Source organism: Shewanella sp. MF05913 (assembly GCF_059758095.1).
The window spans coordinates 1-14,322 of sequence record NZ_JCAYNT010000026.1 but is presented as its reverse complement, the minus strand read 5'-3'; the positions used below and the strand labels follow the sequence as shown (position 1 = coordinate 14,322).

At 38.1% G+C, this 14,322-nt stretch carries 13 protein-coding genes and 1 pseudogene; 7 read left to right on the top strand and 7 right to left on the bottom strand.

Going from position 1 to position 14,322, the window contains the following annotated elements; translation table 11 throughout:
* Positions 1-73 precede the first annotated feature (73 nt).
* The 5 genes from AC19MV_RS20685 to AC19MV_RS20665 all read right to left on the bottom strand — a co-directional run bounded on the left by AC19MV_RS20685 (position 74) and on the right by AC19MV_RS20665 (position 3,970).
* A complete protein-coding gene (locus AC19MV_RS20685) occupies positions 74-1,453 on the bottom strand; it encodes a DEAD/DEAH box helicase (protein ID WP_432339055.1) in 1,380 nt (459 codons plus the stop codon).
* A complete protein-coding gene (locus tag AC19MV_RS20680; RefSeq protein ID WP_432339054.1) occupies positions 1,453-2,016 on the bottom strand; it encodes a hypothetical protein in 564 nt (187 codons plus the stop codon). The genes AC19MV_RS20685 and AC19MV_RS20680 overlap by 1 nt, the downstream gene beginning before the upstream one ends.
* Positions 2,017-2,520 carry a hypothetical protein gene (locus AC19MV_RS20675; protein WP_432339053.1) on the bottom strand — a complete coding sequence of 168 codons (504 nt, stop codon included), beginning with the start codon at positions 2,518-2,520 and terminating at the stop codon, positions 2,017-2,019.
* A 49-nt stretch (positions 2,521-2,569) separates the two neighbouring features.
* Positions 2,570-3,565: a hypothetical protein gene (locus tag AC19MV_RS20670; protein ID WP_432339052.1), complete on the bottom strand. Its 996-nt coding sequence runs from the start codon at positions 3,563-3,565 to the stop codon at positions 2,570-2,572.
* Between the two features lie 114 nt (positions 3,566-3,679).
* Entirely contained in the window at positions 3,680-3,970 is a 291-nt protein-coding gene (locus tag AC19MV_RS20665; RefSeq protein WP_432339051.1) for a hypothetical protein, read from the bottom strand.
* Between the two features lie 149 nt (positions 3,971-4,119).
* Here AC19MV_RS20665 and AC19MV_RS20660 point away from each other — a divergent pair, with 149 nt between their 5' ends.
* The 5 genes from AC19MV_RS20660 to AC19MV_RS20640 all read left to right on the top strand — a co-directional run bounded on the left by AC19MV_RS20660 (position 4,120) and on the right by AC19MV_RS20640 (position 11,105).
* Positions 4,120-4,842 (top strand): thioredoxin fold domain-containing protein, encoded by a 723-nt coding sequence (locus AC19MV_RS20660; protein WP_182772946.1) that lies wholly within the window; start codon positions 4,120-4,122, stop codon positions 4,840-4,842.
* A complete protein-coding gene (locus AC19MV_RS20655) occupies positions 4,839-5,747 on the top strand; it encodes a hypothetical protein (RefSeq protein WP_182772947.1) in 909 nt (302 codons plus the stop codon). The genes AC19MV_RS20660 and AC19MV_RS20655 overlap by 4 nt, the downstream gene beginning before the upstream one ends.
* Complete coding sequence (locus AC19MV_RS20650) at positions 5,748-6,524, top strand: TraV family lipoprotein (RefSeq protein ID WP_432339049.1); 777 nt, start codon at positions 5,748-5,750, stop codon at positions 6,522-6,524.
* A gap of 3 nt (positions 6,525-6,527) precedes the next feature.
* The gene (locus AC19MV_RS20645) at positions 6,528-9,122 is read left to right on the top strand and encodes a TraC family protein (protein ID WP_498309827.1); all 2,595 of its coding nucleotides are present in this window, start codon (positions 6,528-6,530) and stop codon (positions 9,120-9,122) included.
* A gap of 897 nt (positions 9,123-10,019) precedes the next feature.
* A complete protein-coding gene (locus AC19MV_RS20640) occupies positions 10,020-11,105 on the top strand; it encodes a replication initiation protein (RefSeq protein ID WP_432339047.1) in 1,086 nt (361 codons plus the stop codon).
* 538 nt (positions 11,106-11,643) lie between these two features.
* Here AC19MV_RS20640 and AC19MV_RS20635 read toward each other — a convergent pair.
* Positions 11,644-12,348, bottom strand: coding sequence for a hypothetical protein (locus AC19MV_RS20635; RefSeq protein WP_182771570.1), 705 nt, complete (start codon positions 12,346-12,348; stop codon positions 11,644-11,646).
* Positions 12,349-12,435: 87 nt separating this feature from the next.
* Positions 12,436-12,771: a hypothetical protein gene (locus AC19MV_RS20630; protein ID WP_182771569.1), complete on the bottom strand. Its 336-nt coding sequence runs from the start codon at positions 12,769-12,771 to the stop codon at positions 12,436-12,438.
* A gap of 154 nt (positions 12,772-12,925) precedes the next feature.
* Between AC19MV_RS20630 and AC19MV_RS20625 the strand changes: the two genes are divergently transcribed.
* Positions 12,926-13,330: a LexA family protein gene (locus AC19MV_RS20625; protein WP_432339121.1), complete on the top strand. Its 405-nt coding sequence runs from the start codon at positions 12,926-12,928 to the stop codon at positions 13,328-13,330.
* 601 nt (positions 13,331-13,931) lie between these two features.
* Positions 13,932-14,322 (top strand): annotated as a pseudogene (locus AC19MV_RS20620) (IS21 family transposase); the annotation flags it as partial.

Sequence of the window (14,322 nt, the reverse complement as noted above, 5' to 3'; positions counted from 1 at the left end):
ATTCAACTCTATAAATCAAATCTGACAGATCAAGTTAAGACTTATTCACGTAATACAAATTGGACGTAAACAATTAATCTGCTTTGTTTTTTATGGAATGAAATCTGTTCAGCCCTTTTGATGCTCGATACATTACAATTGCGGATGTATCGAAAATTGTATCTTTATTATTTTGCGCCACAAAACGGTAAACCTTGTCGCCATTAAGCAATTTATATACAACCTTTATACATCCCTTACTGACCAGCTCCGTTTCGATTGAATCAATTCGTGACTGACGCACATCTACAGATAGTAGCGGAGTGCCTAAGCTCGTAATCTCAATTGTTGGTTTTAAATCAAAGTAAAAGCCGCAATGACAACATTGCTTTGCTTGATTTGATATAAGTAACTCACAATTTGGACAGTGCCTTTCTTTTACTGAAGTGCTTCCACCTTGTCGCTGAAAGTCACGCAAAAACTTCGGGTTATCGAGCAGACCAAAGCGACTACTATTTTTGCCATAATCAAGAACCGCGCAATAATCCTTGTTTATCGCGTTCCTAAGACCACGACCAATAATTTGAATATATAAACCACCCTCTTGAATTTTTCTCAAAATCACAATGCTATCGACGCTTGGCAAGTCCACGCCGGTGGTAAGCATGTTGCAATTAACTAACCAACAACGTTCATTATCTTGAGTAAAAGATTGATAAATATAATCATGCTCTTTTTGTGTCATATTACTGTGAATACAAAGGACCGTTTCGCCTAGTTGCAAAAGTTCATCCGTTACAAGCTCTGCATGTTCTATGCTTTTGCAAAACACCAAGGTTTTTTGCCTTTGAAGTTGAGTTAATTTCTCAATAGCAACAGGTAAAATTTCCTGAGTTATTTCTTCGTTGGACCTGTGTTCTCTATCAATTTCCACGCTTGTTTTAAAAGCTCTAGGTGGCACAAGATAACCTTTCTCAATCAGTGAGATTAAATTCACCTCGAACGACTTTCGCCAGCGTTGTTTTATATCACCATAAATTCGCTTATGGCCCCTAAACGGTGTCGCCGTAAGCCCAATAAATTGAGCATCAGTGAATCGATTAAGCAAGGCTGTGTACTCGCTGTCATCTTCGGGTACTAAATGTGCTTCATCAATAATCACAATTTCAGGCGTTTCAAAATCTCGACGAATCAATGTTTGGTATGTACCGCAAATAACGCTGTGATGAGCACCAGTATCATAACCTCGATTACCTGAAAGAATGCCTGTACCAAGGATTAAACGACTATTTTGCTCAAGCAGCTTAACCCTTGGGGTGATCACCAATATTTGTTTATTAAGCACTTTGCAAAGCTCAGCAATAATCAAGCTTTTACCACTGCCGGTTGGCAATACCAACAAAGGATTAGCCCCTTTATCCAAGTCGATTAACGCATGATGCACCGCTTGTTTTTGATAGCTACGTAATTCCATCACTCAACCTCAAAAATAGCCACTGACGATTTTTTGTAATCATCAGTTTTTACCAGCTGGATAAATCCAAGATCAGCCAATCGACAGATAATTTTATCTTCAGTCCGATGCTTTGCCTGACAAAATCGAAAAATTTCATTGGTGGTGGGTAACTTACGTACAACAATAGCAATCAGTACAAGCATAAGTAAATTCGATGTTCTGCTGTAACTTCGCATGTAAGTCTGGCTCATGCTGGCCAACTTATTTACAACAGGCACATCAAAAATATCATCGTCGAGCAAATGTATGCCCTGGGCCAATTTAACTTCCCAACTATCAAACTGACTTGTTGTAGATTTTGTTTTTCGCATTTGTATAAGCTGATTCTCAACAAGCGGCTTAAAAATAAAACTATCGCTATAGCTTTTACCTGGATAAATCCGATTAACAACATCCCTTAGCTTTTGCCATTCACTGTTTTTTGAGATCTCTATCAGCAGCAATAGTGACCATGAACTTAACTTACTATTTTGCTTGAAAAGCAATCTCGCAATGCGTTCAATCTCTCCAAGACTAATCATCTATAGTACCCATTGTTTAGCCCATTCCTGATAGCTATCACATTCATTTAATGCCTTTGTATCGCGCAAACGTGTACCACTCCAAAATGAGCGAGTAATTAATGCGAGCGACCAAGAAACGCTTAAATCCGTTGATAACTCATTAATCTTCTTATAAAAATCTTCTGTGTGTGCAATATTCCACTTTTCAAGCTCTTGTCCGTAATTATTCATAATTGCATCACGTAAACTAAACTGCATTGAATTTAGTGCATTTAAAATGTTCGCTGAATCTGGTGTTTCAAATTCGCTCAAATGAGCTCCACCGTTGAGAATGTCGCAGCAAAAAAGAAGTTCGTTTTCAGTTAGCGGTACTCGATTTACTGCCAGTTTTGCAAACTGCATACAAAGATTTATCGCGCTCGATGTACTTAACTCTCCAAAATCGTATTTACCGCCTAAAAATGTGGCAAAATCTAGGCTGTCTTGTGCGATAAACGCAGGTATTTTTTTAACTTTACTCATGTAGAAGCCTTTATAAAAGGCGCTAGCGTTAACTAACACCATGAAATAATTAACGTGTTGAAAAATCGACTTTATAATCAAAATGCTTTGCAAGCGTTTTAAGCTCAGGTAGATATGCAGTGACATTAACACGCGCCATTTCTCTTACCCGTTTCTCAATATCAGCGAGCCGATATTCTTTTTTTGCATCCAACACAAAATCATTACAAAAGCTTTCGATGCCTGTAACGCAAAACCCCAACTTACGACAGAGGTTAAAATCAATAAAATCGGTATCTGTTTTAATTAAGCCGCTTAATGCCACTTTTTGTTTTTGCATTAAGCCACGAATTAGTGTTTTGCGCTCATTGGAGTGATAAACAACGCCCATCGGGGATTTAATAGCATAATCAACATGCTCACCAAGCAATGTTCGGCTATAGATCTCAAAACCTCGCTTCACGTCGATTAATTTTGCGTCGTAGACGTTTTTAAGGCGAACAGCCAAACTTGCATGGGGTTTCTTAACTGGCGTTAAAAGCTCTGCCTTGATTGCTGCGTTAACAAGCCAATCTCCAGTAAATGAACGAACCTCAATGGTTTTGGTTTGTGGCTTACCGTAATACATACGCCCAAATACAACGTAGCGTTCGTGAGTTATTTTTGGGCCATAGCTTTTATGCCACGATTTTGAATAGTAGTGATAATCATGAATTTCATTATTAATGATCTTGTAAGCCCACTTGTCGCCAAGCATTTTTGGCTTTTCAGATGAGGGACGTAAACCAAGCGCTTGGCGAAAACCGCCGGTGCGATTGTCATTCTCGATGAATGCCTCCATTTGCAAACTGTCCACATAATCATAAACGCCACGCTCAATTTGCTCTTGAGTGCGCATAGGTTTTGTTTTTGACAGAGTATTTTGGTGAAGGCGGTCTTTAATTGCCTGTAAACGTGCAATCTCTTGACGCATTTCATTTGCGCCACGTTTACCGTTTGGGTCGAAAGACAGTTTTTGAGAAACTGAAAGAGTATTAAATAGCTCTAAAGCAGATAGTTTTTTCATTTTTTAATCCTTTGCGAGCGCCATTTGGCCTGCATGAGTGATTGAGTGTTTCCTACTATAAAAAATATACCACCTATAAATATTCGCGCAAGTGTTTAATACTTACGCGAATATTTACTGATATTCATTATTTCTGAGCGTTTCAGCCATGCGTATCAACGCTAAACAATCAGCTTGTAATGTTGCTGGAGAGCGATTGAATGAAAAGAGCTCATTGTTACGAGACACATGAGCCTTAATTTTGTATTTAAGCTCTTTGCGTGAATGAATGTTAGCAATAAAGCGTCTAAAGGCAGATAAGTTAATAAAGTAAACTTGCATAACCTTCATATACGAGTTGGTTAACACATGCTCCTTGGCCATAACAATAGGTGCCGCTTGCAGATTAACTAGTTGAGCCGTCATAAACATCCTCACTACAAATAATTTAAGTTATTTTCTCACACTTTTATTTAAAGAATTTCAGTTCAGCGTCCAAATTGGCACTTGAACGAACTAAATACTGGATTCAAGTGCGACATAATTAACCCTAATTCCACAACTAGGGTGTAGAGATGAGACTAACAAACATTAAAATACTGGCAACTGCACTTGCAGTCATGGCGTCACTGCCGGCAATGTCTGAAGAATTTTCAGCAGAACAGGCAAAAGCAAAGTTTGAATCATTACTTCCATTTAAAGTAACTCAAGTGTCTAACGCCCCATTATCTGGTTTTTACCAATTAGAGTCAGAAAAAGGGATTTTTTATGCGTCTCATGATGGCGAATACATTTTCTCAGGTTCTTTGCATCAATTCTCAGATGGATTACTCAATTTAACCGCTGTACGGCAACGCGAACTCGCTAATGACCAGATGAAAGATATTCAGGATGAGCTAATCGTATTCCCCGCCAAAAATGAAAAATATCGCATAACGGTATTCACAGATCCAACTTGTGGGTACTGCAGAAAACTTCATTCGGAAATAGACCAATATAATGCGCTTGGGATCTCGGTTGCTTACGCTGCATTCCCCCGTGGCGGCATCAATTCTGAAATGGATAAAATTTTGAAGAACGTATGGTGTGCTAAAGACCAAAACAAGGCGTTAACGGATGCTAAAAACGACATAGCTGTGCCAAACAGTTCATGTGATTCACCCGTAGACAAAATGTACTCCATTGGTGAATCACTCGGCATCAATGGAACACCAGCCATCATTTTACCAAACGGGGAAATGGTTCCAGGTTACCGACCTGCTCAACAATTATTACAAACACTGGAGAATGCAGGATGAAACTCGTAACAGGTATTGCGCTTGCTATGTTAGTTGCCAGCCCCTCTTTGTTGGCATTAGACCTTGAGCAAGAGGCTAAATTGAAAAATGCAGAGACAGATATTCAGTCAAGTTTTTCTGATGATGTCAAAGCGATGATGAGTGAATTGGGTGATGTAGAAAATGTTCGAATGCTACCCATTAAAAATGTCATGCTCATACAGTTAAAAGGCAAACCGCCAATATTTATATCGTCAAACGGCCGCTTCTTAATAGATGGGGATATTAAAGATTTATGGTCAATGACACCGGTAAAAACGGTTGAGCAAGCTGAAGACTCTTGGTTGTTACACCTAGATTCTTTTGCTAATGGCACATTAATGGATCAAATGGCTGTTATCCCATTTGGCAATCCCGCAATTTCAAAGCAAGCTCGCGTTTTTGTGAGTCCAACCGTCAAAGAATCACAGGATTTTTTAGCTAACTTAGATCCAAGTAAAGTGAATTTAGATTTAATCATAATGCCCCACGACAAGGGCTCAATCACAACATCTATGAAAGCGTGGTGTGGATACTCTACGACTGATTCTTTGCAAGTATTAATGACGGGTGAAGCAGAAAATGTCGGACAACGCGAGTGTTCAGAAGAAGATTTGAAAAAGGTGATGACACCAATGCTAATGGCTACTTACCTGGATGTGACTAAGGTTCCCTACTTTGTTCGCATAGACGGTAAACGTTTTTCAGGTCTTCCAAACAATCCTGTTGAGTGGTTAGAGAATCAACCAACCCCGGATGAAGTTGAGCAAGCAGTTCAAACATCAGAAACAACTCCGGCAATAGATAAAAAGCCAGCGCAATTAATAGAAGATCCTATTGAAAATGAAATGGCTGAAGCTATGGCCAATGTTACGGAGAAACAATAAATGAACAAATTACCCTTTTTGATGATTCCATTCGCGTTAAGCATTCTTACTACAGGGTGTGCGATGCAGGTTGGAGAGAGCGAATTTGCATGTCCGAATGATGCAAAGGGTGCAGCATGTTCTTCTGCGCGTCAAATACACGATTTAACGAATAACAGGACAAGCCTTGAGGGTTTAAATGTTTCAATGGGCAAAATTGAAGCATCCCCAAATGCGGTTTCGTCTCAAAATAAAACCGAAGGTGAGAGTGATTTTGATCCAAATTCAATGAATCCAATAAAAATGGAAAAAAATCCTGTTTATGCTCAAGTTGAAACTGCACCAGCAGCACAAATGGTCAGTGACAATAACAATGTTTACGAGCCAATACCTCACATCAGACATGATGAGTTACCGTCGGCAGAATTGGTTCAAGAACCAGTCAACAGAACGTTTGGAGCGGTAGAAGGAATGCAAGATGAACATGGACGACTCATGGTTCATCGTGAATCCCCCATGGCATTAGCGCCAGAGCCATTAGCTGTATTGCAACAGCCAAAAACTATGCGGATATTGATTTCATCATGGACTGACAGCGATGGTGATTTGCACATGCCGGGGTTTGTTTATGTAGAAGTTGCACCTAAGAAATGGCTGGTAGGTGAACAAGCGAATGACCGACCAGGGCGAATAGTGCCATTACAAGTACAACAAGTTACTCAGGAAGAAGAGCGCAGGCAAGCCCGTTCTAAGCAAGGCTATAACAGCTTAGGTGTTACTGAAAAACAGGGGAAATAAGATATGGGCGTCTTCTCGAGTTATTTTAATAAAATCCGAAAACTAGCTGACTATGACAAGGTTGATGAAATGTTTGGTTTCGTTGGCTTTGAATCGGATTATTACATAATGGAAGGCGGTGGTATGGCCGTCATGTTTTGTTGCCAACCGACTCCGGGATGTAATGAAGAGTTAAAAAACACTTGGGATGCCATTTTTAAAAAAGATTTCCCAGCTGATACAACGATTCAAGCCCAATTGGTTGGTCTTCCAGATATTAGTTATTTTATTCAGCAATTTGAGGCCACACGTGGCAATCGATTGATGGGAAATGATAATGAGCTAACTACATCGATGGCTGAATCGCTTGCGGCAGACCTTGAAAGTAAAGTATTCAAGGATATGCATAACGGTGCGCGTTTAAGAGACTATGAATTTTGGTTTACTGTACGGGTTCCTACTGCGGAATTGTTGGCAAATGACCGTGAAGAAAAGCGATTTAGGTCGTTAATTTTGGACATTGAAGAAAGCTTAAAAGGGGTCGGTTTTGCTCCCCACAAGCTTAAGCCTAATAACCTGTTGTGGCGTCTTCAGGCACTTTTTAATTCGTCTAGAAGTGCTATCTGGCGCAATATGAATGCCAAACCCAATGCAAGCAAATCCTTATCTGAACAAATCATAGAAGACGGTAACACCATACATTTCACGCCTAATGGCATAGTTACAGGTAAACCAAAAAGCGTAGACTCTGAGGGTAAATTACAATTTGAACCAGACAATCAAACACATATAAAAATCATGTCTTTATCATCTTTGCCAGAAGAAATCTATTATGGCCAGATGTTTGATTTAGCTGGCGAGTGGCAAACGGGTGCCGTGGCGCATGGTGATCCATTTATGATATCGACGCTTATCCATTACCCAGAACAAGGTAAGGCTAAGAGTGACATTGCTAATGGTCGTAAATGGTTACTTGGCCAAGCAAAAGGAAAAATTCTAGAATGGTTTCAGGGCTTAGCAGAGCAAAAACGTGATTATGACCAATTATGGACCGAAATAGACCAGCGGGGGGCGAAGGTAACCAACTCAGGCACTCATGTCATAGTATTTTCAGATTCAGAACAGCGAAGCGAACGCACAGTCGCTAAAATGAAGCGCTACTTTGAAACAAAGCGTATTACGTTTACGACTGAATCAGTGTTAACAGGACCTTTATTTTTACAGAATATTCCTTGCATGATGGATAAAGGTTATTCCAATTACAGACGTCACTCTACTTACTCTTCTGAAGCGTTAGTTTTCCTTACTCCACACATGAGCAATTGGAAGGGCAACACAAATTACCCTATCGTTCCATTAGTCACACGTAACGGACAGGTATTTTCTTGGGATTTATTCAAGACTGACGGTGGTTACAACTTTTTGCTAAGCGCTGCAACCGGCTCAGGTAAATCAGTATTAGTGAACTACATTGTAAACTGCTATTTAAACTCAGGTGTGAAAATAGGTGGTTCACTATTACGTCACGCTCACCAAAAAAACTATCAACTTGAACAATTCGATGATGGCGCCCAAGTATTCATACTTGACAGTGGTCGCTCATATCAAAATTTGGCAGAAATGTTCACTGACAGCCAATTTATTTCTTTTGATGGTAATTTCAAATATTCACTAAACCCGTTTCCTTCTATTCATCAGTGGACAGGTGATGATGGCCAAGGCCCAATGATACTAACCATGTTCAAAGCCATGGCAGCACCTAAACACGGTGTATCTGAAGTACAACGTGCAGAAATGATGACAATGCTAACCGATATGTGGAATGAGTTAGGTCAAAATTCAACGGTCACAATTTTTGTTGAACGCTGTTTGCAGCATCCTGAAGATTACATGAATCAAATCGGAAAGCAGTTAATGATATTTGCTGAAGGTGGTGTTTATGGACATTTATTTTCAAATTCTCGACCAGCAATCGACTTTGACGGCCGTTTAGTTGTAGTTGAATTAGAAGAACTGCAGAACGACTTACATCTTCAGCTGGTGGTCATTCTTGGCATCATCAATCAAATCCAACACAAAATATTTCAAGGCGGAACCGCACGTAAGAGTTTATTCCTTTTAGAAGAAGCATGGCAGTGGATGGCCGGTGATAAAGATGGCGACAAAGGTGCATTAATTGAATTCGTTGGAGAGTTTCTTCAGGCCGCATTTCGTAAATTTCGTAAAGTACGTGCTTCTGGTGGGGTTATTACCCAAAACCTCATGGATGCAACTGGTAACGCGGTAGGTCAGGCTATTCTAGCTAATACAGACTGGAAACTATTCCTGGGGCAAGATCCTTCATCAGTAGACAAAATAAAAAATACTCAGTCTTTCACAGCTACAGACGCTCAATTCAAACTAATGAAGTCTGTGCACACCAAAAAAGGAGCGTATTCAGAAATCATGATATTCCACAAGCAAATGAGTGAAATTTGCAGGTTGGAGCTTGAGCCGGAAACGCTCATGATTTTCTCTACAGACGCCGATGACCGTGAACTGATGAAGAAGTATCGTTCTAGAGGCCATGATGTTAAGGAAGCCGCAAGATTGTCAGTGTTAGAAAAGCATAGTATTTAGAGGTTTTTAAATGACATAAGAAGACATAAAAGAGTTAAAGATCAATTTTACGTTGTGATAAAGGCTTAAATTACATAAATCCGTTGTGATTTAAGTCAATATTACATAAATCTGTTGTTGACATATTTATAAAAAATATATTTGAAAACTAATTTACCTATATTAAACAGGTAGTTGAGAGATAATCTATGTTATATGGCACAACAAAAAAATGATCTTTTAAACTTTAAAATACACAAATCCGTTTACTTTGGCGTTAGAGTCAACCTAAGTTACTGTTAAGGTTACGCTTTATATATTTGACACTTATGCTAGTGCATAGTCGATTGTCTGTGTGATATTTAAAATAAAAATTTAAAACCTTTTATAAACAGAAGCTTACAACAGGCGTTGGCTTAAAGGAACTTACAGCTCAAATAATGAAATGACCAAATCGTGTAGTCGGATTGACGGATTCGTGCAATCAAGATGACGGATTAATGTAATATTGATAACGGAAAAGTGATCTTTTGTATTTTTCTGACTTTTAATTTAATAAATACAACGTCTTATAAACAACGTATTTTGGCAGCACAATTTAACTGAGGTTAACACACGATGTTTCTAGCATAACTTTCAGGCCAGATTAAATGAAAATAACCTATGTTTACAACAAGTTCATACTGTTAACCAAGACAGGTTTATGTACATATAGGTAACGGATATCTGTATTTTATAGTGACGGATTCCAGCACCTTTCACTAACGGATTTCAGTATTTATAGGTAACGGATTCGTGTATTTTAATGTAACGGATTCTTGTATTTTACAATGACAAAAACTTGTATGCAGCTGCAACATATTTATGTAATACTGCAAACGCTTCAAAATTTATCCATGAATGGAATTAAGGTAGAAAATGAGCTCTAACAAAAACGAAAATGATAATGGAACCAAACAGAAGAATGTTAATTTGGGTTTGCAGGAATCAATGCCGGAATCATTCAAGAAGAGCCATGAATTAATATTTTCTCGCCAACGACTAACCGTTCATGAGCAAAACGTTTTTAACCTCATGATTGCCCACATGAGAGAAGAGCATTGGAAAGGCATGTCAGCTCCTTCATACGAATTTCCGGCAAAAACACTTGCCGATTGGTTTAGTATTGACTCTAATCACTTAAGCTCAACGCTTAAACCTGTGGCAGACAGATTAGCTTCTAGAACGGTAGGGTTTACAAATACTGCAACAAATGAATGGGATTACATTCCAATCCTGGCGCGTATTAAGTATAAAGACGCAAAACTGATAATCACCCCTAACCCTGAGTTAAAAGAGCAATATATAGATTTTTCCAACAAAGGCTTTGCACTTATCAATCGAAAGCCGCTTTACAGGCTTAAAAAGTCTTACAGCAAAAGGCTTTACGAAATTTTGTCACGCTTTAAGCAAGAAGGTTACCAAAGACCTTTATCAATTGATGAGCTTAAAGGTTACTTTGGTCTGTTTGATGAGAGCGGTAACCTGAGTAAAGAAAACAAAAGTTTAGGTCCCACTGGTGTATTCGTAAGACGTTGTATAGCTGATTCGTTTCAAGAAATTGCTGAAATCAGTAAGCATGAACTTATTTTATTTAAAGGTGACAGTGGTGAGTTAGGTTATAGCTTAATCAAAAAAGGCCGAACAACTACCGGAGTAAGGTTTCATTATAAGTGGATTGATAGAAAAGTATCGATGGACGAAAATACCGCTAAAGATACAATTAGAGAGCTTGAGACTAAAGTAGCGCTTAAAAATACGAAACTAACAATAGAAGAATTGTATTTACTTGCGGAGGCCTATACAACGTTCGAGGACACCCTTACTGCATCAGAGATTTATGAAACAATTAACCAGCGTGAAGCTGCATTAGTGATAGATCCAGAACAAAAAGCCAAGGAAGAAAAAGAGAAGTTTCTAGAAAAAATTAAACAAATGAAAGCCAAGTCTAAATCCAAATACTAAGATGTATTTATTGACAAGATAATGTTCTTTAGAGCAACAAAATTATGCACGTCAAAAGACAAATTTATGATCTTAAGCTAGACAAATAAATGATCCACAAACGTTTGGTCAACATGGATAAAAGGTTCTAAAACAAGAGAATGACAGATTAACGTATCCCAAATGACAAATATATGTTCTCTAATAACAAAAAAATGTAATTTACAGCGTATTTACGAACAATATATGAGCAAATCGCTTATTTATTAACCTTGTGGATAAGTGGCAACAAAAAAATGATCTCAAATGACAACTTAATGATCCTCAAAGACAGGTAAATGATCTCCAATAACAATTAAATGATCTCTAATAACAATAAAACGATCCGAAAAGACATAAAAATGTTAGCATTACATTTTTATGTTGCTACTAAGATAATGATTTAAAAGGTAAAAACAGTTGCTGAGTGGCTTCCCTATAGATCTTTATAGCTCTTATATCTTGTATATACTTTATAGATCTTTATAAGGGTTTCTATTAAATATCTTACAAGAAAAAACTAACGAACCCTCAACACATCCATCGAATAGCAATAGCTTAAAGTGACCAAATAAAGCATTGCATGTAGAAATGCTATGGCTACATAAAATGCATTAAACTGAATGATAAACTCCACCAAATCTACATAAGCAGCTGGTAACAACATTGATAAAAACAATGTAAATATGATCAGATACAAAATACCTAACTTACTTTGAGATAAATCTGCTTTACTTGGCACTGAAAATACAATCAAAGAGTAACTTAGAAATAGCCAGCAAAGCGTCTGAATAAAGCCTGTAGAGCTAAAAGCAATTAAACCAAGCAGATGAACTAGATTATGATAAAGAGCGCTCAAATCGTTGTTAAGCGCGTTTGCAACAATAGTAGAAGATGCGAAATAATCAAACACGTCTGGCATAAGCCATTTTGTAACTAAGATAAACGCAAAGGTCCCACCAAACAGAGGTGCTATACCAATCACCAGGTTACAAATGGGTGAGAACAGCGATTTTTTATAGTTATAAAGCAAATATCCGACCGTATCTTGATCTGAAGGTTTGTAAAGCTGTAGCTGTTGAACCCTGTAACCAAAAGGCATACAAGCTAGACACGCAATAAAATGCGATAACTCATGAACCGGGATGCCGACAACACCAATGGACTTATAAAAAATCTCATTAGATATTTTAGCAAGCTGGTTACGTATAAAAACAATAAACATAAACGACAATGCGCTTATGAATATTGAGTATAGAGATTGAAGCTGTATAGCCAAATCTAAAAAATTCATTCTTAATAAAAATCTACATTAATGACTAGTTTGAATGTTTGTAGGACAAACGCCAGCTGAGTATAACTTTTTCCATGCGTCACTTAAAAGTTGATCATCAAGTGCATTAACCACATCACGTCCCAATAGCTCACGAACAGCGATATGACTAATTTGTTCTATCTGAAGTTTGACACTAAACCCATTCTCTAAAAATTTTTTATCTAACGACGCCAAAGTCTGTTTACTAAAAATCGACATCATAATTTTATGTATAACTCTGGCCAACAAGACTGAGCGCTCTTCCTGTTTACAAAATTTTTCAATACCCAACATCGTTTCCTGGTCAATGTAATAACTCGCAGGTAAATTCATTATTTGTGTTCCCATATCTTCGTATTAAAGTACAAACACTTCAACACGAGACATAAAACGCGCTAGCGAAAGACATCTTCGTTTGTACAAAGCAAAATATTGAAACTTATTGAATGAATGCTATTATACTGTTTTTATATACAGTGGTAGTGGGATGAACATCATTATAAGTTCGATAAGTGCAGGAATAACTGGTTTTGAGTCACCGGCAAACGGGTATATCCAGAAGGCTTTAAGCTTTGACGATTTATTGGTTGAACATCCTAGTGCAACATTCATAGGTGTTGCGCAAGGAGAATCGATGATTGGCTCTGGTATTTTTGATGGAGACATATTGATTATAGATAGACAGGTCACAGCACAGACGGGTGATATTGTAGTTGCCAATTTTAATGGTGAGTTTGTTTGTAAAATTCTGGATTTAAAAAACAAAGTTCTCATATCATCTAACGATAAAAACCAACCTGTACCCATTCACAAATGCGATGTATTTAGCATAGAGGGTGTTGTAACGAGGTCGATTAGGTGTCATCGAAAAAGCCCGCTTTTACAACTGTAGTAAGGTTGTGACTTTCAGGGTTCTTCTGTGTATTTGAATATTTAGAACGACAACCTACCCGAATGGAAAGCCAACAGCGATACGATTAAGTTTCACAGAATATTATTGGTGAACGGTCACGTTAAGTGTTGTAGAAAAAATCTGAAAATTAAACGTGAACAAATGAAAAACCGATGTAATCATAACTATTTCATTTCAAACTGTATTGACGACATACTCAGAATATTTAAGGCTAACAGAACTTTATTGTGCGAGTTAAGGGGTCAGCCTTTACAGCATCAAACAACTTTATGCCGCTTAACGTTGTAGAATATTTACCATCTAATTGTGTTGCCTTACTTAGTTCGTAAGCACCATCTTCAGCAATAGCCAGCTGATAGCTATTTTGATGAACTGCATATTCTCATGCATCGCGATCACCTAATACCATCTAAGCCGATCACCTAATACCATTCATCGCGATCACTCAATACCATCGATGCCGATCACTTTTCGGTCAAAATAGTATTGAGTGATCGGCTTGAATAGTACCGTTCGTTTTTTGTCTGCCAGTAGGTGTTTTTAACCGTTATTCTTTTCATTTTTGATGATGAGAATGACCATGCCAACGGCACCTATTTCAATGCGTAAACTCAAAGAAATTTTAAGACTAAAATACGGCTGTAAACTCAGTCATCGTCAGATAGCAAAAAGCTTATCTGTTTCACCCTCAATCGTGTCTAAATATGCCTGTAAATCAGCAGAGCTAGACATTACTTGCTGGCCGCTTGATGAGAAGTGGGATGATAACGCTCTACAACAAGCGTTTTTCAAAACAAAGCCTCGTTTAAAAGGCTTTACCATTCCTGACTGGTCGTTAGTTCAACAAGAGCTTCGGCCTAAAACCATGACGTTGTTGCTGCTTTGGGAAGAATACAAAGAGCGGCACGCGGAAGGTTTTTACAGTTACACTCACTTCTGCCGTCAGTACAAGGCATGGCTTAAATGCCAAA